20 protein-coding genes and 1 tRNA gene are annotated in these 22,508 nt (G+C 60.9%); 12 read left to right on the top strand and 9 right to left on the bottom strand.

The features are described 5' to 3' along the window. Positions 1-8: 8 nt before the first annotated feature. The 3 genes from B9N88_RS18280 to B9N88_RS18290 form a co-directional block, all read right to left on the bottom strand. Positions 9-1,322: an MFS transporter gene (locus tag B9N88_RS18280; RefSeq protein WP_027605454.1), complete on the bottom strand. Its 1,314-nt coding sequence runs from the start codon at positions 1,320-1,322 to the stop codon at positions 9-11. A gap of 245 nt (positions 1,323-1,567) precedes the next feature. Then, positions 1,568-2,806: a transporter associated domain-containing protein gene (locus tag B9N88_RS18285; RefSeq protein ID WP_027605455.1), complete on the bottom strand. Its 1,239-nt coding sequence runs from the start codon at positions 2,804-2,806 to the stop codon at positions 1,568-1,570. Between the two features lie 12 nt (positions 2,807-2,818). Beyond that, complete coding sequence (locus B9N88_RS18290) at positions 2,819-3,631, bottom strand: cytochrome C assembly family protein (protein WP_027605456.1); 813 nt, start codon at positions 3,629-3,631, stop codon at positions 2,819-2,821. 234 nt (positions 3,632-3,865) lie between these two features. Here B9N88_RS18290 and ffh point away from each other — a divergent pair, with 234 nt between their 5' ends. The 9 genes from ffh to thrC all read left to right on the top strand — a co-directional run bounded on the left by ffh (position 3,866) and on the right by thrC (position 12,231). Further along, positions 3,866-5,242, top strand: coding sequence for a signal recognition particle protein (gene ffh / locus B9N88_RS18295; protein WP_003175900.1), 1,377 nt, complete (start codon positions 3,866-3,868; stop codon positions 5,240-5,242). A gap of 250 nt (positions 5,243-5,492) precedes the next feature. Continuing rightward, positions 5,493-5,744 (top strand): 30S ribosomal protein S16, encoded by a 252-nt coding sequence (rpsP, locus tag B9N88_RS18300; RefSeq protein WP_003238923.1) that lies wholly within the window; start codon positions 5,493-5,495, stop codon positions 5,742-5,744. Positions 5,745-5,749: 5 nt separating this feature from the next. After that, positions 5,750-6,286 (top strand): ribosome maturation factor RimM, encoded by a 537-nt coding sequence (rimM, locus tag B9N88_RS18305; protein ID WP_027605457.1) that lies wholly within the window; start codon positions 5,750-5,752, stop codon positions 6,284-6,286. After that, positions 6,268-7,041, top strand: coding sequence for a tRNA (guanosine(37)-N1)-methyltransferase TrmD (gene trmD / locus B9N88_RS18310; RefSeq protein WP_177327730.1), 774 nt, complete (start codon positions 6,268-6,270; stop codon positions 7,039-7,041). The genes rimM and trmD overlap by 19 nt, the downstream gene beginning before the upstream one ends. Before the next feature lie 45 nt (positions 7,042-7,086). Next, positions 7,087-7,437 carry a 50S ribosomal protein L19 gene (rplS, locus tag B9N88_RS18315; protein WP_003175895.1) on the top strand — a complete coding sequence of 117 codons (351 nt, stop codon included), beginning with the start codon at positions 7,087-7,089 and terminating at the stop codon, positions 7,435-7,437. Positions 7,438-7,549: 112 nt separating this feature from the next. After that, positions 7,550-8,446: a site-specific tyrosine recombinase XerD gene (gene xerD / locus B9N88_RS18320; RefSeq protein WP_027605459.1), complete on the top strand. Its 897-nt coding sequence runs from the start codon at positions 7,550-7,552 to the stop codon at positions 8,444-8,446. A 142-nt stretch (positions 8,447-8,588) separates the two neighbouring features. Next, a complete protein-coding gene (locus tag B9N88_RS18325) occupies positions 8,589-9,320 on the top strand; it encodes a thioredoxin fold domain-containing protein (RefSeq protein WP_027605460.1) in 732 nt (243 codons plus the stop codon). A 129-nt stretch (positions 9,321-9,449) separates the two neighbouring features. After that, on the top strand, positions 9,450-10,754 hold the full coding sequence (locus B9N88_RS18330; protein ID WP_027605461.1) for a homoserine dehydrogenase: 1,305 nt from the start codon (positions 9,450-9,452) through the stop codon (positions 10,752-10,754). Between the two features lie 67 nt (positions 10,755-10,821). Further along, the gene (gene thrC, locus B9N88_RS18335; protein ID WP_027605462.1) at positions 10,822-12,231 is read left to right on the top strand and encodes a threonine synthase; all 1,410 of its coding nucleotides are present in this window, start codon (positions 10,822-10,824) and stop codon (positions 12,229-12,231) included. An 85-nt stretch (positions 12,232-12,316) separates the two neighbouring features. Here thrC and B9N88_RS18340 read toward each other — a convergent pair whose 3' ends face one another. Next, positions 12,317-12,538 carry a hypothetical protein gene (locus tag B9N88_RS18340; protein ID WP_027605463.1) on the bottom strand — a complete coding sequence of 74 codons (222 nt, stop codon included), beginning with the start codon at positions 12,536-12,538 and terminating at the stop codon, positions 12,317-12,319. Positions 12,539-12,849: 311 nt separating this feature from the next. Between B9N88_RS18340 and B9N88_RS18345 the strand changes: the two genes are divergently transcribed. Next, positions 12,850-13,134 (top strand): DUF3509 domain-containing protein, encoded by a 285-nt coding sequence (locus B9N88_RS18345; RefSeq protein WP_027605464.1) that lies wholly within the window; start codon positions 12,850-12,852, stop codon positions 13,132-13,134. 170 nt (positions 13,135-13,304) lie between these two features. On the opposite strand, the gene B9N88_RS18350 is transcribed toward B9N88_RS18345, so the two are convergent. Next, positions 13,305-14,189, bottom strand: a complete 885-nt coding sequence (locus B9N88_RS18350) for a TIGR02285 family protein (protein WP_027605465.1) — start codon at positions 14,187-14,189, stop codon at positions 13,305-13,307. Next, the gene (locus tag B9N88_RS18355) at positions 14,189-15,388 is read right to left on the bottom strand and encodes a CaiB/BaiF CoA transferase family protein (RefSeq protein WP_027605466.1); all 1,200 of its coding nucleotides are present in this window, start codon (positions 15,386-15,388) and stop codon (positions 14,189-14,191) included. Before B9N88_RS18355 ends, B9N88_RS18350 begins: the two co-directional genes overlap by 1 nt. Positions 15,389-15,536: 148 nt before the next feature. On the opposite strand from B9N88_RS18355, the gene B9N88_RS18360 reads away from it, so the two are divergent. After that, the gene (locus B9N88_RS18360; RefSeq protein WP_027605467.1) at positions 15,537-16,079 is read left to right on the top strand and encodes a YaeQ family protein; all 543 of its coding nucleotides are present in this window, start codon (positions 15,537-15,539) and stop codon (positions 16,077-16,079) included. Between the two features lie 96 nt (positions 16,080-16,175). Beyond that, positions 16,176-17,885 carry a single-stranded-DNA-specific exonuclease RecJ gene (recJ, locus tag B9N88_RS18365; protein WP_027605468.1) on the top strand — a complete coding sequence of 570 codons (1,710 nt, stop codon included), beginning with the start codon at positions 16,176-16,178 and terminating at the stop codon, positions 17,883-17,885. Between the two features lie 133 nt (positions 17,886-18,018). On the opposite strand, the gene B9N88_RS18370 is transcribed toward recJ, so the two are convergent. From B9N88_RS18370 to B9N88_RS18380, 3 genes are all read right to left on the bottom strand, one after another. After that, entirely contained in the window at positions 18,019-19,299 is a 1,281-nt protein-coding gene (locus tag B9N88_RS18370; protein WP_027605469.1) for a virulence factor family protein, read from the bottom strand. After that, a complete protein-coding gene (gene mprF / locus B9N88_RS18375; protein WP_027605470.1) occupies positions 19,299-21,941 on the bottom strand; it encodes a bifunctional lysylphosphatidylglycerol flippase/synthetase MprF in 2,643 nt (880 codons plus the stop codon). Before mprF ends, B9N88_RS18370 begins: the two co-directional genes overlap by 1 nt. Before the next feature lie 266 nt (positions 21,942-22,207). After that, a tRNA-Met gene (locus B9N88_RS18380) sits at positions 22,208-22,284 on the bottom strand. Positions 22,285-22,508: the final 224 nt, after the last annotated feature.

Consider the following 22,508-nt stretch of genomic DNA (forward strand, 5'->3'; position numbering starts at 1 on the left):
ATAGCTGTTTATCCGGCAACCCTGTTCAAATCATTATCCCGCGTCTCTTTCAGGCACAGCACCGCAATCAAGCTGAGCAACGCCGCCGCCGACACATACCCACCGACATAACTCAGCCCACCCATCGCCACCAGCTTGGTTGCGAAGAACGGTGCGGCCGAAGCACCCACGATCCCACCCAGGTTATACGCCGCCGAAGCCCCGGTATAACGCACGCGAGTCGGGAACAATTCCGGCAACAGCGCACCCATCGGCGCGAAGGTCACCCCCATCAGGAACAGCTCCAGGGCCAAAAACAGCGCTACGGCCCAGGTCGAACCGTGGGTCAGCAATGGCTCCATGGTGAAGCCCGACAGAATCGCCAGGACCGCGCCGACGATCAGCACCGGTTTGCGCCCGTAGCGATCACTGGCCAAGGCCGCCAACGGTGTGGCCAGGCCCATGAACAGCACTGCAAAGCACAGCAACCCCAGGAACGTCTCGCGGCTGTAGCCCAGGGTCGAAACGCCGTAGCTCAGGGAAAAGGCCGTGGTGATGTAGAACAGCGCGTAGCACACCACCATCGACGCGGCGCCCAGCAGGACCGGCAACCAATGCTGGCTGAACAGCTCCACCAGCGGCACTTTCACCGGGGCTTCCTTCGCCACGGCATTGGCGAACACCGGGGTTTCATGCAGCTTCAGGCGCGCATACAGGCCGACCATCACCAAGGCTGCGCTGAGGATGAACGGGATGCGCCAGCCCCAACTGCGGAACTGCTCGTCATTCAGGCTCATCGCCAGGATCAGGAACAAGCCGTTGGCCGCCAGGAACCCGATCGATGGGCCCAGTTGCGGGAACATGCCGAACCAGGCGCGCTTGCCTTTCGGTGCGTTCTCGGTGGCCAGCAACGCTGCACCGCCCCATTCCCCGCCTAGCCCCAGGCCTTGGCCGAAGCGCAGCACACACAACAGGATAGGTGCCCAGGCACCGATGCTGTCATAACCGGGCAGCAGGCCGATCAGCGTGGTGCACACGCCCATCAGCAGCAGCGAGGCCACCAGGGTCGACTTGCGGCCGATGCGGTCGCCGAAGTGGCCGAACAGCGCCGAGCCCAGAGGGCGGGCGATAAAGGCGATACCGAAGGTCAGGAACGACGCCAGCATCTGCGCGGTACCGGAAGTCTGCGGAAAGAACACCGGCCCGATCACCAGCGCGGCAGCCGTGGCATAGATATAGAAGTCGTAGAACTCGATGGCGGTGCCGACGATGCTCGCGGTGGCGACACGTGCGGTCGAGTTGGTCGGGGCGGCGGTCGCGGCCTCTTTATAGGTGGTGCTCATGGCGGTATCCCTGACGGTCATTGCGCGTTTGGACGCGGATTATTATTGGGTCGAACACCCTTGGATCAGGGTTGTGCGCGGGGCGGCTCGGGATGGGAGCGAACACCGGTCGGACATGGTAAAGCGGTGCCTGGACACGCTGAGTGCGGGTAGCACGCGGTCGGGCGGGGCTTGGGTAAGCCGCAGGGATTATAGGAAGGGGTTTGGAATTACAACAAGTGACTGGATTGCGGTTTATCAGGAAGTCATGCGGCCACAGGCATGTGGCTGGTATGCCAGATCAGCACCTTGCTGACGCGGTTATCCTCGGTCTCGAGGATTTCCAGGCGGTAGCGGCCGATCTTCAGGCACACCGCGCAATCCGGAATGGTTTCCAGGGCCTCGGTGACCAGGCCGTTGAGGGTCTTGGGGCCGTCGCTGGGCAGGTGCCAGCCCAGGCTCTTGTTCAATTCGCGGATCGACGCGGCGCCGTCGATGATATAGCGGCCATCGGGCTGCGCTTCGATATGCGGGTTGTCCGCACTTTGCTCGTTTTCGAATTCGCCGACGATTTCTTCGAGAATATCTTCCAGGGTGACGATACCCAGGACTTCGCCGTATTCATCCACCACCATGCCCAGGCGCCGCTGCTGCTTGTGGAAGTTCAGCAATTGCAGTTGCAGGGGCGTGCTTTCCGGGACGAAGTAGGGTTCGTAGGAGGCCTCGAGCAAGGCTTCCTTGGTCAGGCTGGCGTCCGGCAGCAGATGCTGGATCAGCCGGGTGTTCAGTACGGCCTCGACCTGGTTGATGTCACTGTGGAACACCGGCAGGCGAGTGCGCGGGGAGGTGCGCAGTTGCTCGATGATTTCTTCGATCGAGTCATCCAGGTTGATACCGTCCACTTCGCTGCGGGGCACCAGGATGTCATTGACGGTGATGTTGTCCAGGGCGTGGATGCCCGGCATGCCAGGGGTACGACTGTCGTCGGCCTCGGGTTGCGGTTCATCGTCGTGGTCGGGCTGTGGCTCGTCGCTGTTTTTCACCACGCCGGGCTTGCGGGCAAACGGGCGCAGCAGCAACAGGCTGATGCCATTGAGCAGCCAGGCGGCGGGATAGAGGATTTTCAATGGCACGCCCAGCAGCGTGTTGCCGAAGCCCAGCACCGCTTGCGGATGCCGGGTTGCCAGGGCGCGGGGCAGGTAGTCGGCCAGGATCAGCAGGACGGCGCAGGAGATCAGCCAGCCGAGCCACGGGCCGTTCTGTGCCCAGGCATAAATCGCCAGCAGGGTGCAGAGGATGACCACGGCCGCACGGCACAGGCTGTTGCACAGGATCAGGCTGTGGCGCGGGAAACTCAGGCGGGCGGCAGCCTTGTCGCCCTGGCGCGTACCGGGGCGCAAGGCCAGCAGGTGTTGTTGTGCGGCTTCGATGGCGGTAAACAGCGCCGCCCATAACACCAGCAAGGCGATTACCGCGAGCATCGGCCCCAGGGGCAAGTTGTCCATTTTGGCTGCCCGTCAGATATGCAGGATGTATTCGCGAACCAGCTTGCTGCCGAAATAGGCCAGCATCAGCAGGCAGAAACCGGCCAGGGTCCAGCGAATCGCCTTGTGCCCGCGCCAGCCAAGGCGGTTGCGGCCCCACAGCAATACGCTGAACACCACCCAGGCCAGGCACGCCAGCAGGGTCTTGTGCACCAGGTGTTGGGCAAACAGGTTTTCGACGAACAGCCAACCGGAAATCAGCGACAGCGACAGCAGCGTCCAGCCGGCCCACAGGAAACCGAACAGCAGGCTTTCCATGGTTTGCAGCGGCGGGAAGTTCTTGATCAGCCCGGAAGGGTGCTTGTGCTTGAGCTGGTGGTCCTGCAACAACAGGAGCAAGGCCTGGAACACCGCGATGGTGAACATGCCGTAGGCCAGGATCGACAGCAGGATATGGGCGAGGATGCCTGGCTCCTCATCGATCACCTGCACCGTACCGGTGGGGGCGAACTGCGCGAGCAGCACCGTCAGCACGCCCAATGGGAAGAGCAGGACCAGCAGGTTCTCGACAGGAATCCGATAGCAGGCCATCAGCGTCAGCGCAATCACCGCCGCGGCGATCAGGCTGGCGGCGCTGAAGAAGTCCAGGCCCAGGCCAACCGGCGTCATCAGGTGGGTGAACAGGCTCGCGGCATGGGCCAGCAGGGCGAGGACGCCAAGGCCGACCAGCAGGCGTTTGTCCGCCTTGGCGCCTTGGGCCAGACGAGAGCCCTGATAGAGGGTCGCAGCGGCATACACGATGGCGGCGGCGAGGCTGGGTAGCAAACTGGGTGACAAGGGGAGCATAAATCCTGATAGACAAGCCCGAAAGGCGCTGAGTTTGGCACACACCTGCGCTCCACGAAAGACTCCAGGGCCAGACAGCGGGTGTGCATGGGCGCAGTCTTCGCTATAATCCGCGACCAGCCCACGCCGCAGGCTCGCCGAACGCTGTGTTTAATAGCGATTTACCACAGCCTGGGCCGCCATTACCTCGGTCTACCAATGCATTTCGATGAATAGGGCCTGAAAGGATCGCGCATGTTTGAAAACCTGACTGACCGTCTCTCGCAGACGCTGCGCCATGTAACCGGCAAGGCCAAGCTGACCGAGGACAATATTAAAGACACCCTGCGCGAAGTGCGCATGGCGTTGCTGGAAGCCGACGTCGCCTTGCCTGTGGTCAAGGACTTCGTCAACTCGGTCAAGGAGCGCGCGGTCGGCACTGAAGTGTCCCGCAGCCTGACCCCGGGCCAGGCCTTTGTGAAGATCGTCCAGGCCGAGCTCGAAAGCCTGATGGGCGCGGCCAACGAAGATTTGAACCTCAGTGCCGTGCCACCGGCCGTCGTGCTGATGGCCGGTCTGCAAGGTGCGGGCAAGACCACCACCGCCGGCAAGCTGGCGCGCTTCCTTAAAGAGCGCAAGAAGAAGTCCGTGATGGTGGTGTCGGCCGACGTGTACCGTCCGGCGGCCATCAAGCAGCTGGAAATGCTCGCGGGCGAAGTGGGCGTGACCTTCTTCCCGTCCGACCTGAGCCAGAAGCCGGTCGACATCGCCAACGCTGCTATTAAAGAAGCAAGGCTCAAGTTCATCGACGTGGTCATCGTCGATACCGCCGGTCGCCTGCACATCGATGAAGAGATGATGGGCGAGATCAAGGCGCTGCATGCCGCGATCAACCCGGTCGAGACGCTGTTCGTGGTCGATGCCATGACCGGCCAGGATGCGGCCAACACCGCCAAGGCCTTCGGCGACGCGCTGCCGCTGACCGGCGTGATCCTCACCAAGGTCGACGGCGACGCCCGTGGCGGTGCCGCGCTGTCGGTGCGTGCCATCACCGGCAAGCCGATCAAGTTCATCGGTATGGGCGAGAAGAGCGAAGCGCTCGAGCCGTTCCACCCTGAGCGTATCGCCTCGCGTATCCTCGGCATGGGTGACGTGCTCAGCCTGATCGAGCAGGCCGAAGCGACGCTCGACAAGGACAAAGCCGATAAGCTTGCGAAAAAGTTGAAGAAGGGCAAAGGCTTCGACCTCGAAGACTTCCGCGACCAGCTGCAACAAATGAAGAACATGGGCGGCCTCGGCGGCCTGATGGACAAGCTGCCGAACATCGGCGGCGTGAACCTGGCGCAAATGGGCAATGCCCAGGGCGCGGCAGAGAAGCAGTTCAAGCAGATGGAAGCCATCATCAACTCCATGACCCCGGCCGAGCGCCGCGACCCTGAGCTGATCAGCGGTTCGCGCAAGCGTCGGATCGCCATGGGTTCCGGCACCCAGGTGCAGGACATCGGGCGCTTGATCAAGCAGCACAAGCAGATGCAGAAGATGATGAAGAAATTCTCCGCCAAGGGCGGAATGGCCAAGATGATGCGCGGCATGGGCGGTATGTTGCCCGGCGGCGGCATGCCGAAAATGTAAAGTATTCGAGCGGGAGTTCACTCCTGCTCCGACCCACAGGGATGTGGGATCTCCAGCAAACCCGCCGTTGGCGGGGGCTGACCTGCCGTTTTAACCGACGGCTCTCTAGCAGATCTGAATGGCACGCTGATAGGCGCCAGAAAAAGACATTTGCAAAAGTCCGGATATTCCTTAGAATATGCGGCCTTTCGGGCACCTATGCCCGCTGTGCATTTAGATTTGCAGCACCGACTACAGGAACGATGTTCACATGCTAACAATCCGTCTTGCCCTTGGCGGCTCCAAAAAGCGCCCGTTTTACCACTTGACCGTAACTGACAGCCGCAACCCACGTGACGGCTCTCACAAGGAACAAGTAGGTTTCTTCAACCCGATCGCTCGTGGTCAAGAAGTCCGCCTGTCCGTGAACCAAGAGCGCGTAGCCTACTGGCTGAGCGTTGGTGCACAACCGTCTGAGCGTGTTGCCAAGTTGTTGAAGGACTCGGCTAAGGCCGCAGCCTGAGCAATATGAACGCGACGCCAACTGTTGCTGATGATTTGATCGTTATCGGCAAGATTTATTCTGTTCATGGCGTTCGCGGCGAAGTGAAGGTGTATTCCTTTACTGATCCGACTGAAAACCTGTTGCAGTACAAGACCTGGACGCTCAAGCGCGAAGGTAGTGTGAAACAGGTCGAGCTGGTCAGTGGACGCGGGAGCGATAAGTTCCTGGTCGCGAAGCTCAAGGGTCTTGATGATCGTGAAGAAGCTCGTCTTCTGGCCGGTTATGAGATCTGCGTGCCGCGCAACCTGTTCCCTGAATTGACCGACGGCGAGTACTACTGGTACCAGCTGGAAGGTCTGAAGGTTATTGATCAACTCGGGCAATTGTTCGGGAAAATCGATCATCTTCTGGAAACCGGCGCCAATGATGTAATGGTGGTCAAGCCTTGCGCTGGCAGCCTGGATGATCGCGAACGCCTGTTGCCCTATACCGAGCAATGCGTGTTGGCTGTTGACCTGGCGGCGGGCGAGATGAAGGTGGAATGGGACGCGGACTTCTAAGCGTGGCTAATTTGCGCATTGAAGTGATCAGTTTGTTTCCCGAGATGTTCTCCGCCATCAGCGAGTACGGCATCACCAGTCGGGCGGTGAAGCAGGGGCTGTTGCAGCTCACCTGTTGGAACCCGCGAGACTACACGACGGATCGACATCACACTGTGGACGATCGCCCATTTGGCGGTGGCCCGGGCATGGTGATGAAGATCAAGCCCCTGGAAGATGCGTTGGTTCAGGCCAAGGCAGCCGCCGGGGAGAAGGCGAAGGTAATTTACCTGTCCCCTCAAGGCCGTCAGCTGAAGCAGGCTGGGGTCCGCGAACTGGCGAATGAGGAAGCACTGATCCTGATTGCCGGTCGCTATGAAGGCATTGACGAGCGTTTTATTGATGCTCATGTCGATGAAGAGTGGTCGATTGGGGACTATGTCCTGTCTGGCGGCGAGCTGCCGGCGATGGTCCTGATAGATGCGGTTACACGACTGCTGCCTGGAGCTTTAGGGCATGCGGACTCCGCGGAGGAAGATTCCTTCACGGACGGTTTGCTGGATTGCCCGCACTACACCCGACCGGAGGTGTATGCGGATCAGCGTGTTCCCGACGTATTGCTAAGTGGCAATCACGCACACATCCGGCGTTGGCGTTTACAGCAGTCCCTTGGTCGGACCTATGAACGACGCGCCGATCTTCTGGAAAGCCGCTCGCTTTCTGGAGAAGAGAAGAAGCTGCTCGAGGAATATATCCTCGCGCGGGACGATAGTTAACAACGTATCGATGGTAGGTCCATTGACTTACCTTAGGAGCACAGCATGACTAACAAAATCATCCTTGCACTCGAAGCAGAGCAGATGACCAAAGAGATCCCTACCTTTGCCCCGGGCGACACCATTGTCGTTCAGGTGAAAGTGAAGGAAGGCGACCGTTCGCGTCTGCAAGCGTTCGAAGGCGTGGTAATCGCCAAGCGTAACCGTGGTGTGAACAGTGCTTTCACTGTTCGTAAAATCTCCAACGGTGTTGGCGTAGAGCGTACTTTCCAGACCTACAGCCCGCAAATCGACAGCATGGCCGTCAAGCGTCGCGGTGACGTACGTAAAGCCAAGCTGTACTACCTGCGTGACCTGTCCGGTAAAGCAGCTCGCATCAAGGAAAAACTGGCTTAAGTCCAGCTTCCCGATGCAGAAAAAAGCAGCCTACGGGCTGCTTTTTTGTGCCCGCGATTTGAGGTCCGGGATAGGATCTACCTGGTTCCGCCACTTTTCTGTTCGAGTCCCTATGCCTGCCATCGACCACCCCCTGATCGACCGTTTCCTCGATGCCCTATGGCTGGAGAAAGGCCTGTCAGATAACACCCGCCAGGCCTACCGCAGCGACCTGGCGCTGTTCAACGGCTGGCTGCAGGAAAAAAACCTGGAACTGATCAATGCCGGTCGCGAGCTGATCCTCGATCATCTGGCCTGGCGCCTGGAACAGAATTACAAGCCCCGTTCCACTGCACGATTTCTCTCCGGTGTGCGTGGGTTTTATCGTTATTTGCTGAGGGAAAAACTGATCGCCCTCGATCCGACCCTGCAAATCGATATGCCGCAACTGGGCAGGCCCTTGCCCAAATCCCTGTCGGAAGCCGACGTCGATGCCTTGCTCGCTGCGCCCGACCTCAGCGAAGCCATCGGCCAGCGTGACCGCGCCATGCTGGAAGTGTTGTATGCCTGTGGCCTGCGGGTCACGGAGCTGATCAGCCTGACCCTGGAGCAAGTCAATCTGCGCCAGGGGGTGCTGCGGGTAATGGGCAAGGGCAGCAAGGAACGGCTGGTGCCGATGGGGGAGGAGGCGATTGTGTGGGTCGAGCGCTATATGCGCGATGCTCGCAGCGAGCTGCTGGGCGGGCGGCCCAGCGATGTGCTGTTTCCCAGCCAGCGTGGCGAACAGATGACCCGCCAGACGTTCTGGCATCGCATCAAACACCAGGCCAGGGTCGCGGGGATCGGCAAGAGCCTGTCGCCCCACACCTTGCGCCATGCATTCGCCACCCATTTGCTCAACCACGGTGCGGATTTGCGCGTGGTGCAAATGCTGCTCGGGCACAGCGACTTATCCACCACCCAGATCTACACCCATGTGGCGCGTGCGCGCTTGCAGGATATGCATGCCAAGCACCACCCGCGAGGCTGAAAAGCGCCAATTTATGCCGCCACGGGCTGCCCTGCGGCCCAACTGTGGTAGGCTTTGCCGGTTAGCAAAGGGGACCGCCCGCACTCGTGTTTCCGTATTGGCGCGCCTGCACCCGTCCCTGCATCTGCCTTCAGGAGTTTCCATGCGCTTGACCCAGATTATTGCCGCCGCAGCCATTGCGTTGGTTTCCACCTTTGCCGTCGCCGATGACGCTGCCGAGCAGACCATCCGCAAGAGCCTGGCCAACCTGCAGCTCGATACCCCAATCGAAAGCATCAGTGCCAGCCCGATGGCCGGCCTGTATGAAGTCAAGCTCAAGGGCAGCCGCGTGCTGTACGCCAGTGCAGACGGTCAGTACATCGTCCAGGGCTACCTGTTCCAGCTCAAGGACGGCAAGCCGGTCAACCTGACCGAGAAAGCCGAGCGCCTGGGCGTGTCCAAGCTGATCAACGGCATCCCGGTGGCTGAAACCGTGGTTTACCCGGCCATCGGCGAGACCAAGACCCATATCACCGTGTTTACCGACACCACGTGCCCGTACTGCCATAAGTTGCATGCCGAAGTGCCTGCGCTGAACAAGCTGGGTGTGGAAGTCCGCTACGTAGCGTTCCCGCGCCAGGGCCTGGGTTCGCCGGGCGACGAGCAGTTGCAGGCCGTATGGTGCTCGGCCGACAAGAAAGCGGCCATGGACAAGATGGTCGATGGCAAGGAAATCAAGGCCGCCAAGTGCGCCAACCCGGTGTCGAAGCAATTTGCCCTGGGCCAGTCCATCGGCGTCAACGGTACACCGGCCATCGTTTTGGCTGACGGCCAGGTGATTCCGGGCTACCAGCCGGCACCACAAGTTGCCAAACTGGCGCTGGGTGCCAAATAAACCAGCATCGTCGAACCTTTGACGATCATGGCCTGTGGATAAGTCGACGGGCCATTAATTGAAAGCCGCAGTTGTGCGGCTGTTTTCCACGGCCGACCTAGCGTCGGCCGTTTCATGGGGAGTTCTTCAGTGAAACCGGTCAAAGTAGGCATCTGTGGGTTAGGGACCGTCGGTGGCGGCACCTTCAACGTACTTCAGCGTAATGCTGAAGAAATTTCCCGCCGTGCAGGGCGCGGGATTGAAGTGGCGCAAATTGCCACGCGTTCGCCAAAGCCTCAGTTCCAAACGACCGGTATTGCGATTACCAACGATGTCTTCGCCGTGGCCACCAACCCTGAAATCGATATCGTCATCGAGCTGGTGGGCGGTTACACCGTGGCTCGTGAGCTGGTGCTCAAGGCGATCGAAAACGGCAAGCACGTGGTCACCGCCAACAAGGCGCTGATCGCTGTACACGGCAACGAGATCTTCGCCAAGGCCCGCGAGAAGGGCGTGATCGTGGCGTTCGAGGCCGCGGTTGCCGGCGGTATCCCGGTGATCAAGGCGATCCGTGAAGGCCTGTCCGCCAACCGCATCAACTGGGTGGCTGGCATCATCAACGGCACCGGTAACTTCATCCTCACCGAAATGCGCGAGAAGGGCCGTACCTTCGAAGACGTACTGGCCGAAGCCCAGGCCCTGGGGTACGCCGAAGCCGACCCGACATTCGACGTGGAAGGCATCGACGCGGCGCACAAGCTGACCATCCTGGCGTCCATCGCCTTTGGTATCCCGCTGCAGTTCGACAAGGCCTACACCGAAGGCATCACCAAGCTGACCACTGCCGACGTGAACTACGCCGAAGCCCTGGGCTACCGCATCAAGCACCTCGGTGTCGCACGCAGCACCCCGGCGGGTATCGAGTTGCGTGTGCACCCGACGCTGATCCCGGCCGACCGCCTGATCGCCAACGTCAATGGCGTGATGAACGCCGTGATGGTCAACGGTGACGCTGCCGGGTCCACCCTGTTCTACGGCGCCGGTGCCGGCATGGAGCCGACCGCTTCGTCGGTGATCGCCGACCTGGTGGACGTGGTTCGCGCCATGACCAGCGACCCGGAAAACCGCGTGCCGCACCTGGCCTTCCAGCCGGATTCGCTGTCGGCCCACCCGATCCTGCCGATCGAGGCCTGCGAAAGCGCCTACTACCTGCGCATCCAGGCCAAGGATCACCCGGGCGTGTTGGCCCAGGTGGCCAGTATCCTGTCGGAGCGCGGTATCAACATCGAGTCGATCATGCAGAAGGAAGTCGAGGAGCAGAACGGCCAGGTGCCGATGATCCTGCTGACCCACCGGGTGCTCGAGCAGCACATCAACGATGCCATCACCGCGCTGGAAGCCTTGCAAGGCGTCGTGGGCCCGGTGGTGCGGATTCGCGTCGAACACCTGAACTAACCGATTTGTTCCAGAGGCCCCGTGTGTGCGGCGGCCTCTGTTCGAGAATGTTTTAGAGGAGCCAGTCATGCGTTACATCAGCACCCGCGGCCAGGCACCGGCCCTGAATTTCGAAGATGTCTTGCTGGCAGGCCTTGCCACCGACGGCGGCCTGTACGTGCCGGAAAACCTGCCACGCTTTACCCAGGAAGAAATCGCTTCGTGGGCCGGCCTGCCGTACCACGAGCTGGCGTTCCGGGTGATGCGCCCATTCGTCACCGGCAGCATCCCCGATGCTGATTTCAAAAAGATTCTGGAAGAGACCTACGGCGTGTTTTCCCACAGCGCCATCGCGCCTCTGCGCCAGCTCAACGGCAACGAATGGGTGCTCGAGCTGTTCCATGGCCCGACCCTGGCGTTCAAGGACTTCGCCCTGCAACTGCTGGGTCGTCTGCTGGACTACGTGCTGGAGAAGCGCGGCGAGCGCGTGGTGATCATCGGCGCCACCTCCGGTGATACCGGTTCGGCCGCCATCGAAGGCTGCAAGCACTGCGAAAACGTCGACATCTTCATCCTGCACCCGCACAAGCGTGTGTCGGAAGTACAGCGCCGCCAGATGACCACCATCTTCGGTGAGAACATCCATAACATCGCCATCGAAGGCAACTTCGATGACTGCCAGGAAATGGTCAAGAACAGCTTCGCCGACCAGGGCTTCCTCAAAGGCACACGCCTGGTGGCGGTGAACTCGATCAACTGGGCGCGGATCATGGCCCAGATCGTCTACTACTTCCACGCCTCGCTGCAGTTGGGCGGCCCGGCGCGCTCGGTATCGTTCTCGGTGCCGACCGGCAATTTCGGCGACATCTTCGCCGGCTACCTGGCCCGTAACATGGGGCTGCCGATCAACCAGTTGATCGTCGCCACCAACCGCAACGACATCCTGCACCGCTTCATGAGCGGCAACCAGTACGTCAAGGAAACCCTGCACGCCACCCTGTCGCCGTCCATGGACATCATGGTGTCGTCGAACTTCGAACGCCTGCTGTTCGACATGCACGGTCGCAACGGCGCAGCCATCGCCGGTTTGATGGACACCTTCAAGAGCGGCGGCGGTTTCAGCGTTGATGAAGAGCGCTGGACCGAAACCCGCAAGCTGTTCGACTCCCTGGCCGTGGATGACGCGCAGACCTGTGAAACCATCGCCGAGGTCTACGCCCAGACCGGCGAGTTGCTCGACCCGCACACCGCCATTGGGGTCAAGGCCGCCCGCGAATGCCGTCGCAGCCTGGATATCCCGATGGTGATCCTCGGCACCGCCCATCCAGTGAAATTCCCGGAAGCGGTGGAGAAGGCGGGTGTCGGCAAGGCGCTGGAACTGCCGGTGCATCTGACCGACCTGTTCGAGCGTGAAGAGCGCTGCACGGTGCTGCCGAATGACTTGAAGGCGATGCAGGCGTTTGTCAGCCAGCATGGCAATCGTGGCAAGCCTTTGTAAGGCAGGTCACCCAGACAAAAACGCCGCTTTCCCTTCCTTGGGTCAGCGGCGTTTTTTGTTTCTGGCAGGCCCGACGGCGTGCCGGTTACAAGAGCAACTTAATCGCTACTCCAGTAATCGAAGCAATCGTTGCGACCACGGCCATTGCTACGCCCATGGGGTACCAGAAAGTTTCACAGTTTATTTTCAGGGATTCCGATCTGAGCTTGTCTTGCTCAGCCTGCATGCGTGATATTTCTGCGTAGATGCGCCTTACATCGGCATGCATTTTCTCCATCGTCGCCAGTCGCTCATCGTTTTCCACCATCGCATTCCTCCTTCGCAATAAGGGCCTTTGGCATACGCTTTACCCACGTGGCACCGTGATCAGCGCTCATCGAGTATAGGATTCACCCATGGCCTGCGCGGCAGGGGGAGCCCAAAACAGCAGCCCATTGCGTAAGCATTTATGTGCCGCCGTTTTTTGCCTGTCATGTTGCAAGCGCATGCTGGAAACGTCATCCCCCGACAACCCCGCATAAACGAAAAAGCGAACTTTCCTACGTCACAACCAGTCACTTAGGATAGATGCAGCTCCCGTTTACAAGAATGTTTGCGAACTATTGAGTGGTGATCGAGATGGAAAGTATCAGCCTATTGCTCGAAGAAGCACTGAGCCCTTATCAGGTGACATTGACCACCGCAGGTGTGCAGGACGAGTGCCTGGTAACCGTAAAGAACCCCGCCGGTGCGATCATGGTCGAGCGTGAAGTCGACCGGGCGCAATTGCTCGATAAGCGCCTATTGGTGGATGTGGTGGATTGCCTGCTGCGTGACCTCAAGATCGCTGAAGGACGCCTGGAACCCTCGGTCATCGCGGCCTTGCGCAATGCCGCCCAGACCCGCAGCGCTGCCGTTGCATGAAGAATTGTTTATAGATGGAAACTTCCCACGTCATGGCCGGTCAGATTTCGTAACAGCAAGAGCAAACATTGTGCTCCGGTGTTTGTGCCTTGTTGTACTGGTCTTTGTAGGCCACGTTTAACCCCGAAGTGTCTCCCCACTCTTCGGGGTTTCTTTTTGCCTGGGATTTGTCACGGCGCTGGCGAGTCCTGGAAAAAGCTCGGGTTGTCTCGCAGGTAGTGTTCACGCATGGCAGGGTCCAGCCAGGCAGCGTAGGACTGCTGTACGTGTTCCAGCGGGAGGCTGAGCAGGACCTGGTTGATCCGTTCCATGGCCTCGCGCCCCTCAGGTGTATCCGAGCAGCCGATATGCGTGCGCTGGTAAGGCGCTGTGCCCTTGATGGGGTAGAAGCTGAGGTCGTCGGCTGCGATCCCCTGTTGCATCGCGTGGTAGCGGATTTCCGGCCAATAGCCCAGCACCGCCTCCAGCCGGCCCAGGCGCTGCATCTGCAGCAAGCTGCCAAGGGCATCGTTGCCGTAGTGCAGTGCGAGTTTGTGTGTGTCGGCCTGTTTCAGTCGCTCATCGATAACGGCGCCGTAGCTGCGTTCCGCGATCGCGCCGACCCTTGCCTCATGGGCGTCGAAGAAGGCCTGCAGGTCGAACTGGCCGTCTACGATAAACGCCGCCAGGGCGCCCTGTTGGCTGCGCCGGATCGTGATGCCATTACTGGCGACCACAAACGCCTGCCTGGAAAATACGATGTACCTGGCCCGCTCGGCCGTCCACAGCAAGGATGGATCGCAGGTGAGCGTGGGCTCGCGCAGCATCTGCATGCCGCGCGCGCGATTGACGTGCATTACCTGATGGCGATACTCCGGCAAGTGTCCGATCAGTATCGGCAGCAACTGGTCCAGGGCACCCTGGCCTTTGCCTGGCCCTTCGAAGATGGTCAGCGGCGGCAAGTCGCGCAATAACCAGATCAACGTGCCCTCTGCACTCGCCGGTACGGACCAGCCGCTGGCCAGCATGGCGGCCAGGTACAGCGCAATGAGCCAGTGTTTGCAGCCGTGGGGCATCAGATTGCACCTTGCTCACGCAGGCGGACAATGGCGGCGGCGTCGTATCCCAGCTCGCCCAGCACCACGCCGTTGTGTTCACCCAGTTGCGGCCCCACCCATTCGCAACTGCCCGGTGTGTCCGACAGCTTGGGCACGATGCCCGGCATCTTGAAGTCCTTGCCGCCGGGAAGCCGGGCCTTGAGGAACATCTCGCGCGCGAGGAATTGCGGGTCGCCCAGCATGTCCTCGGCACTGTAGATACGGCTGGCGGGCACTTCAGCCTTGTTGAGTTGCTCCACCACCTGCTCCAGCGGCAGCGAGTTCACCCAGCGATCAATCACGCCATAGAGTTCATCGCGACGGCTGTCGCGCCCGTCATTGCTGGCCAATTGTGGATCGTTCGCCAGGTCTTCCCGGCCGATGGCGCTCATGAAACGTTTGAAGATGGCATCACCGTTGGCACCGATCTGTACGTGCTTGCCGTCCGCGCTGGTGTGGATCGACGACGGCGTAATGCCGGGCATGATGTTGCCGGTACGTTCGCGAATAAACCCGAATACGTCGAACTCGGGGATCATGCTTTCCATCATGGCGAAGATGGCTTCATACAGCGCCACATCGACCACCTGGCCCACACCGCCGTTAACCTCGCGATGACGCAGCGCCATCAAGGCGCCGATGACCGCCCACAGCGCGGCGATGGAGTCGCCAATGGAGATTCCGGTGCGCACCGGCGGGCGATCTTCGAAACCGGTGATATAGCGCAGCCCACCCATGGACTCACCCACTGCACCAAACCCGGGCTGGTCTTTCATCGGTCCGGTCTGGCCAAAACCCGAGAGGCGCACCATCACCAGTTTCGGGTTCAGCCCATGCAGGGTTTCCCAGCTCAGGCCAAGCTTCTCCAGTACGCCGGGGCGGAAGTTTTCGATCAGGATGTCGGCGTCTGCCAGCAGTTGCTTGAGAATCGCCAGCCCGTCCGGGTGCTTGAGGTTCAACGTCAGGGACTTTTTGTTGCGCGCCTGCACAAACCACCACAACGAGGTGCCTTCGTACAGCTTGCGCCATTTGCGCAACGGATCGCCGCCGTCCGGGGACTCGACCTTGACCACCTCGGCACCGAATTCAGCACAAATGCGTGAGGCGAAGGGGCCGGCGATCAGGGTGCCGAGTTCGATGACTTTCAGGCCGGCAAGCGGTTTGGCATTAAACGACATGGGGATCCTTGTCTGCGCGGAACGGTGGTGTGAAGCCTTTTAACATAGGCGAGCAGCCCAGGGATAAGGATGATGCAGCGCAGGATTCGTTGAATGACCTCGCCATCGGTTAGACTGGCCGCCTTTCCCTGTCTCTAGAAGCCCGTTCATGGCCCAGCCGTCCACGACCTACAAATTCGAACTCAACCTCACCGACCTCGACCGTTCGGTGTACGAGAGCGTCAAGCAGACCATCGCTCGCCACCCCTCGGAAACTGAAGAACGCATGACCGTGCGTCTGCTGGCCTACGCCCTTTTTTACAACGAACAGTTGGCGTTCGGCCGTGGCCTGTCAGATGTAGACGAGCCAGCCCTGTGGGAAAAAAGCCTGGATGATCGGGTTTTGCACTGGATTGAAGTCGGCCAGCCGGATGCCGACCGCCTGACCTGGTGCTCGCGTCGCACTGAGCGTACCAGCCTGCTGGCATACGGCAGCTTGCGCGTTTGGGAAGGCAAAGTGGTGCCGGTGGCGAACACCCTGAAGAATGTCCACATCGCAGCAGTGCCCCAGGAGATTCTGGAGGTCCTGGCCAAGGACATGCCCCGCGTGATCAAGTGGGACGTGATGATCAGTGAAGGCACGATCTTCGTCACCGACGACCGTGGCCAGCACGAAGTGCAACTGCAATGGCTGGTCGGCGAACGCGGTTGAAAATGTGGGAGGGGGCTTGCCCCCTCCCACATTTGATCTGTGTTCCCTTCAGAGTTGTCGTTTAACCGTTGTATTAAAGAGAAGCTCCCGTCACCCATGCGTATCGATCCCCGCCCGTTGCCCGCCGTCCTGCCCTTCCTGGGGGAATTGCCACCGCTGTTGACCCGTCTCTACGCCGCACGTGGCGTGCGGTCCGAGGCCGAGCTGGACAAGAGCCTGGCGCGGTTGATTCCCTATCAGCAGCTCAAGGGTATCGACGCGGCGGTGGACTTGCTGGTGACGGCATTGGAGCAGCGCCAGCGCATCCTCATCGTCGGTGACTTCGACGCCGATGGTGCCACCGCCAGCACCGTAGGCACCCTGGGCCTGCGTTTGCTCGGTGCGGCCCATGTCGATTACCTGGTGCCCAACCGCTTCGAATACGGCTATGGCCTGACCCCGGAAATCGTCGCGGTGGCCCTGCAGCGCGAGCCGCAGTTGCTGATCACCGTGGACAATGGCATCTCCAGTGTCGAAGGCGTGGCGGCGGCAAAAGCGGCGGGGCTGAAGGTGCTGGTGACCGACCACCACTTGCCCGGGGATGAGCTGCCGGCGGCGGATGCCATCGTCAACCCGAACCAGCCGGGCTGTGAGTTCCCGAGCAAGGCCCTGGCCGGCGTGGGCGTGATCTTCTACGTACTGATGGCCCTGCGCGCGCGTTTGCGCAGTTTGGGCTGGTATGAAAACAAGCCTCAACCCAACATTGGCGAGCTGCTCGACCTGGTCGCCCTGGGCAGCGTCGCCGACGTGGTGCCCCTGGACGCCAATAACCGCATCCTCGTGCATCAGGGCCTGGAGCGTATTCGTGCCGGTCGCGCACGGCCGGGGATCAAGGCGATCCTCGAAGTGGCCAAGCGGGATGCGGCGCGCATCACCTCCACCGACCTCGGCTTTATCCTCGGGCCACGCTTGAACGCCGCCGGGCGCCTGGACGATATGAGCCTGGGCATCGAATGCCTGCTCACCACGGATTTCGCCGCGGCACGGGAAATGGCCGCACAACTGGACGGCATGAACCAGGACCGCAAATCCATCGAGCAGGGCATGCAGCGCGAAGCCCTGGCTCAGCTCAAGGACTTGCCGGTGGACTCAATGCCCTACGGCTTGTGCCTGTTTGATCCGGACTGGCACCAAGGTGTGATCGGCATTCTTGCGTCGCGCATGAAGGAGCGCTATTTCCGCCCCACCATTGCCTTCGCCGATGCAGGCGATGGGCTGCTCAAGGGCTCAGGGCGCTCTGTGCAAGGCTTCCACATCCGCGATGCCCTGGCGGTGGTTGCGAGCCAGCACCCCAACCTGATCGCCAAATACGGCGGCCACGCCATGGCGGCGGGGTTGACCTTGCCCGAGGAAAATTTCCCACTGTTTGCCGAGGCCTTTGACGCCGAAGTGCGTCGGCAGCTGCGCGAAGAAGACCTCACCGGGCGCCTGCTGTCCGACGGTACCCTGGCGGTGGAAGAGTTTCACCTGGAGCTGGCGCGCGCACTGCGCCACGCCGGACCGTGGGGGCAGCACTTTCCCGAACCGTTGTTCCATGGCGTGTTCCAGCTGGTCGAGCAGCGGGTAGTAGGGGAACGGCACCTGAAAGTGGTGCTCAAGAGCGAATGCGGGTCGGTGAAGCTCGATGGCATTGCCTTCGGCGTCGACCGGGAAGTCTGGCCGAACCCGACCGTACGTTGGGTGGAGTTGGCCTACAAACTGGATGTGAACGAGTTTCGTGGCAATGAAACCGTGCAACTGATGATTGCCCACATCGAGCCGCGCTAGATCTTACCGACGCCGCAAAAAACTGTGGGAGGGGGTTGCCCCGATAGCTGAGTGTCAGTCAACAATGCTGTGACTGACCTACCGCTATCGGGGGCAAGCCCCTCCCACAGTTTGTTTGGCGTACCGCCCGGAATTACTCGGACTTGGCCTGATGCTTCACGATGATGTCTACCAGACGCTTGGCCAGTGCCGGGTAGTTCTCATCGAAGTGATGCCCGCCCGGCAGTTTCACCGCCTCGCCCACGGCGGTCTTGTCGGTGCAGCCACTCTCGTCGACTTCTTCGGCACCGTAGATGCACACCACCTTGTCAGCCGGCAGCTTGGCCATTTCCGGGCCGGTCGCGGCTTCTTTGCCGGCGTTGCCCAGCCAGCCTTCCACTTCGATTTCAAAGCTGCCGGTGCGGGCGAAGGCCAGCAGGATGATGACGTCCACACGCTGTTGTTCGTTTTCCGGCAGGCGGTTGTAGATCGCCGGCAGGACGTCCGCGCCGAAGGAGTAACCGGTCAGCACGAAGCGCTTGGTGCCCCATTTCTGCCGGTAGTGCTGCATCAGCTCGGTGAGGTCCTTGGCGCTTTGTTCCGGGGTCTTGTGCTGCCAGTAGTAGCGCAGGGTGTCGATGCCGACCACCGGGTAGCCGATCTTGGCCATTTCGCCGGCCACGTCGCGGTCGAGGTCACGCCAGCCGCCATCCCCGGAAAGGAACAGCGTCACGGTGTCCTTGGCCTGGCCAGCCGGCACTTCCACCACGGGAATCGCCAGGCCGCCGTTGTCCGAACCCACCAGTTGCTTGCGCAGTTCGTTGTTCAGCACTTGCGGATAGTGAATGTCGTAGTCGCTGATACTGGTGGTGGCGCGCGGGGTGTCACGTACGAAACTGGCGCTTTCATCGTCAGGGTTGTCGTTCCAGGCCACCAACCAATTACCGTGTGCGGCGGTTTTCGGCAGTGGGTCCTTGCACCCTTCCTGCACCAACGCGAAGCCGACGGAGATGGCGTTGGCCTTGTCGTCGCTCTGAGTGGCCAGCCAGCGCCAGGCGAGGGCGGCGCCAGGGCCGATGCCGCTGACCAGGGTCGCGGGGCCCTTGAGCTGGCCCAGGGCGCTTTGCAGCGCTTGTTCCTGCAGCTTGCAGTCATCCTTTGGCAGGATCACCTGGACGATCTGCGCCTTGCCGCCCTGGCTCAGGGTAATCAACTGGCTATCGGTCAGTGTTTCGTCAGCCATCACCGCCACCGCGACGCGGGCTTTCGGGGTGCCGGCCGGGGTCACGCGGGTCATCACCGAGCCGTCGGCCTGGGGCAGTTGCTCCAGGGTCGGCTGCGGGGCAGGGCGGTTCCAGAACCAAAAGCCGCCACCCAGGACCAGGGCGAGCAGCACTACAAAGGCCAATACATACCGCCAGGAGCGTCGAATCATCAGCGTTTCACCAATCCAGTCAAGCCGCCCGCGATCAGGGCGGCGGTATCGGCCAGTGCCACCAGCGGGTCAAGTCCTGCGGGCACGGCCATGTAACGGGGTTCCCAGTCAGGCTGGAACTTGTCTTTGAAGCGGCGCAAGCCTTGGAAGTTATACAGTTGCTCGCCGCGACGGAACACCATCGAGCCCAGGCGCTGGGTCAGTGGCGCGCCGCGTCGCGGTTGCAGGCCCGACAACGGCACCATGCCGAGGCTGAAGCGGGCGTAGCCGTGATTCTTATAGTGTTGAATCAGGCCGACCATCATGAATTCCATGGTCAACTTGGGCGCATCCGGGTGGGCGCGCATCAGGTCGAGGCTGGCCAGGTCGTGGTTGTAGGTCTCGAGCAGGTTGGCGAAGGCCACCGGGCGGCCTTCGAAGCGAATGATCGCGATACGAAAGTGCTTGAGGTAGTCGTCGCTGAAGCGTCCGAGGGAAAAGCCTTTTTCCCGCACATTCTTACCGGTAAGCCAGGCGTCCGAGATGACTTTTAATTCATCCATCGGTGCCGTGCCGGGTTCAAAGATCTCCAGGGACAGGCCGTCCCGGGTGCCACGGTTCCAGGTGTAGCGCAGGTCCTTCATCTCTTTGCCCTTGGCTTCCAGGTCAAAGCGTTTCAGGTCGACGCGCGCCTCTTCGCCCAGCTTGATCGCGGTGAGGCCGATGTCCATGTAATAGGGCAGGTTCTCGGCGCGTACCTGATAGAACACCGGGCGTGCATGATGGATGTCGCACAGATCGCGGAACTGCCAGATCATTTCGGCACGGGGCTGGGTCGGACCGATCGGGTCATACAAGGCCACCAGGCTGCGGCCGCGACGGGCATACATCAGGAACGCTTCGTCATTCGGATGGAACAGCAGCGCCTTGTCGCCGGTCAGCGCCAGGCCGCCGTCGGGTTGCGACGATGCCATCAGGATCTTGCTGGCGCGTTCCAGCTCCTCGGGAGTCGGCAGGTGGATCACCGGGCGTGCGGTGCGCAGCAGCCAGGTCAGCGAGACGATGACCAGCAGCACGGCGGCGCCCAGCAACGAGCGCAGGCCGCGCGGGGCGTTGGCGTCGAGAGTGAACTGCCACCACAGTTGATGGCTGTACGGTACATCTTGATACGCGAACAGCAGCAGCCAGATAGAAGCCCCCAGCACACAGACGCTGGCTACCAGGTACAGCGGTGAGAAAGGCAGCTCGGTCAGGCGGCTGGCGCGATAGAACGAGCGGCGGAAGATCGCCAGCAGTATCGCCGTCATGGTCATCAGGCTGGCTTCTTCCCAATCGAAGCCCTTGAGCAGCGAGAGCAGGGCGCCCACCAGCAGCAGCACCATGGTCAGCATCCACGCAGCCGACAGGCGTCGACGCAGGCCCTGGGCCAGCAACAGGCACAGCACGCCGATCAGGCTGGCACCGAAGTGCGAGGCGTCAATCAGGCGGTGGGGAATCAGGAAGCCGATGTTTTCCAGGCGTGAGTCGATTTCTGGCGTGGCGCCGGAAAACAGCAGGACCACGCCGGACAAAAAAACCAGTACGGCCAGCACCGGCGCCGCCAAACCCGAGGCTACCCGCAGGCTTTGCTGAGTCTGGAACAGGCGCTGGGCCTCGTTGACCAGCAGGAACACACAGGCGATCAGCAGCGGCAGGACCACGTAGATCATTCGGTACAGCAGCAGGGCGGCGGCCAAGGGCGCGGCGCCGAGCTTGTCGGCGAATGCGGCGAGCAGGATGGCTTCGAATACGCCCACGCCCCCTGGCACATGGCTGAGTACACCGGCGGCCAACGCCAGCAGATACACCAGCAGGAACGGGCCGAAAGGCGGTGCTTCCGGCAGCAGCATATAAAGGACAGTAGCGGCGGCGGCAACGTCCAGTGCGGTGATGATCAGTTGCAGGAATGTCAGGCGGCGACCGGGCAGACGCAGGGTCCGACGCCCGGCCTTTACCAGCAGGTTGTCCGGGTAGGGCTGTTCCGGCAGGCGGCGGCGGTAGATGCCGATGCACAACATGGCCGACAGCAACAGCACTGCGCCGGCAACGCCGCCGAGCACCGTTTGTGGCAAATGCAGGTAGGTCGACGCTGCCGGCAAGTTGCTCAGCGTGGCCAGTGCAGCCAGCGGGGGCAGGGCGCAGCCCAGTGCCAGGCTGGCGAACACGGTCATGTGGGCGACTTCCGAAGCCCCGATGCCATGGCGTGCATATAAACGGTAGCGTACCGAGCCGCCCGAGAGCATCGACAGGCCAATGGCATTGCCGATCGCAAAGGCAGTAAAGCCGCCAAGGGCCAAGGTCTTGGCAGGCAGGTTCACCCCGGCATAACGTGCGCCGGAAAACTCATAGCCCAGCAGAATGACGAACCCGGCGACGGCGGCGGCGAACGCACCGAGCAACGCGGGTTTGGGCACTTCCAGGATCGAGTCGTGGAGGGCGTAGAGATCCAGCTCCAATAGCAGGTGCCGACAGGCGATCAGGGCGATTGCGAACAGCAACAAGGTCACGGCCAGCCCGATGGGTTGCCGGTATTTGCTCAACAGATCCAGCCAGCGCAAGCGGGTGGGGGCGATAGGTTGTTCTGCTGTGACGGTGTCTTGTGGTTCAGACGAGTTGGCGCGCATCAATCACCTCGTGGATTGTGCGCGACAGGATGGAGGTATCCAGCCAAGTTACCAATCCCTATGGACAAAATAATTACAAATATTAACGCGGATCACCGGGTGCGGCGACTGCGGCCATTGGTCGTAGAGGCGTAAGCATAGCGTGCAATGAGATGGACTCAACAAACCGCGTACGGTTTCATGAAAGATGCCATACCATTGTTTCAGAAGAACTTTTTCATCGGATACAAAAAAGGCCACTCTTTCGAGTAGCCTTTTTTGATGTTTGGTTGCGGGAGCCGGATTTGAACCGACGACCTTCGGGTTATGAGCCCGACGAGCTACCAGACTGCTCCATCCCGCGTCTGTGGGCGGCATTCTACAGCCAGATGGCGAGGTGTCAACCGTTAATGAGCCGATGGGTCAAATAAGTGTGAAATAGCTGACATGTAACCTAAGTTCGCGATTGAAAACGCTTTTTGTAGTGAGCGGGCTTGCCCCGCGCCGGGCTGCGGAGCAGTCCGTGGTGAAGTGCACACTATCTTGTGTGGGGCTGCTTGCCAGTCCAGCGCGGGGCAAGCCCGCTCG

Source organism: Pseudomonas sp. LAMO17WK12:I1 (assembly GCF_900177315.1).
Lineage (GTDB): Bacteria > Pseudomonadota > Gammaproteobacteria > Pseudomonadales > Pseudomonadaceae > Aquipseudomonas > Aquipseudomonas marginalis.

What these genes read in the sequence shown, in the direction of transcription:
- B9N88_RS18280 (WP_027605454.1), bottom strand. Translation starts at nt 1,322, where the DNA reads ATGAGCACCACCTATAAAGAGGCCGCGACCGCCGCCCCGACCAACTCG.
- B9N88_RS18345 (WP_027605464.1), top strand. Translation starts at nt 12,850, where the DNA reads ATGGAAAGTATCAGCCTATTGCTCGAAGAAGCACTGAGCCCTTATCAG.
- B9N88_RS18370 (WP_027605469.1), bottom strand. Translation starts at nt 19,299, where the DNA reads ATGATTCGACGCTCCTGGCGGTATGTATTGGCCTTTGTAGTGCTGCTC.
- B9N88_RS18360 (WP_027605467.1), top strand. Translation starts at nt 15,537, where the DNA reads ATGGCCCAGCCGTCCACGACCTACAAATTCGAACTCAACCTCACCGAC.
- xerD (WP_027605459.1), top strand. Translation starts at nt 7,550, where the DNA reads ATGCCTGCCATCGACCACCCCCTGATCGACCGTTTCCTCGATGCCCTA.
- mprF (WP_027605470.1), bottom strand. Translation starts at nt 21,941, where the DNA reads ATGCGCGCCAACTCGTCTGAACCACAAGACACCGTCACAGCAGAACAA.
- rplS (WP_003175895.1), top strand. Translation starts at nt 7,087, where the DNA reads ATGACTAACAAAATCATCCTTGCACTCGAAGCAGAGCAGATGACCAAA.
- B9N88_RS18355 (WP_027605466.1), bottom strand. Translation starts at nt 15,388, where the DNA reads ATGTCGTTTAATGCCAAACCGCTTGCCGGCCTGAAAGTCATCGAACTC.
- ffh (WP_003175900.1), top strand. Translation starts at nt 3,866, where the DNA reads ATGTTTGAAAACCTGACTGACCGTCTCTCGCAGACGCTGCGCCATGTA.
- thrC (WP_027605462.1), top strand. Translation starts at nt 10,822, where the DNA reads ATGCGTTACATCAGCACCCGCGGCCAGGCACCGGCCCTGAATTTCGAA.
- recJ (WP_027605468.1), top strand. Translation starts at nt 16,176, where the DNA reads ATGCGTATCGATCCCCGCCCGTTGCCCGCCGTCCTGCCCTTCCTGGGG.
- B9N88_RS18290 (WP_027605456.1), bottom strand. Translation starts at nt 3,631, where the DNA reads ATGCTCCCCTTGTCACCCAGTTTGCTACCCAGCCTCGCCGCCGCCATC.
- B9N88_RS18285 (WP_027605455.1), bottom strand. Translation starts at nt 2,806, where the DNA reads ATGGACAACTTGCCCCTGGGGCCGATGCTCGCGGTAATCGCCTTGCTG.
- trmD (WP_177327730.1), top strand. Translation starts at nt 6,268, where the DNA reads ATGGGACGCGGACTTCTAAGCGTGGCTAATTTGCGCATTGAAGTGATC.
- B9N88_RS18350 (WP_027605465.1), bottom strand. Translation starts at nt 14,189, where the DNA reads ATGCCCCACGGCTGCAAACACTGGCTCATTGCGCTGTACCTGGCCGCC.
- B9N88_RS18325 (WP_027605460.1), top strand. Translation starts at nt 8,589, where the DNA reads ATGCGCTTGACCCAGATTATTGCCGCCGCAGCCATTGCGTTGGTTTCC.
- rpsP (WP_003238923.1), top strand. Translation starts at nt 5,493, where the DNA reads ATGCTAACAATCCGTCTTGCCCTTGGCGGCTCCAAAAAGCGCCCGTTT.
- B9N88_RS18340 (WP_027605463.1), bottom strand. Translation starts at nt 12,538, where the DNA reads ATGGTGGAAAACGATGAGCGACTGGCGACGATGGAGAAAATGCATGCC.
- rimM (WP_027605457.1), top strand. Translation starts at nt 5,750, where the DNA reads ATGAACGCGACGCCAACTGTTGCTGATGATTTGATCGTTATCGGCAAG.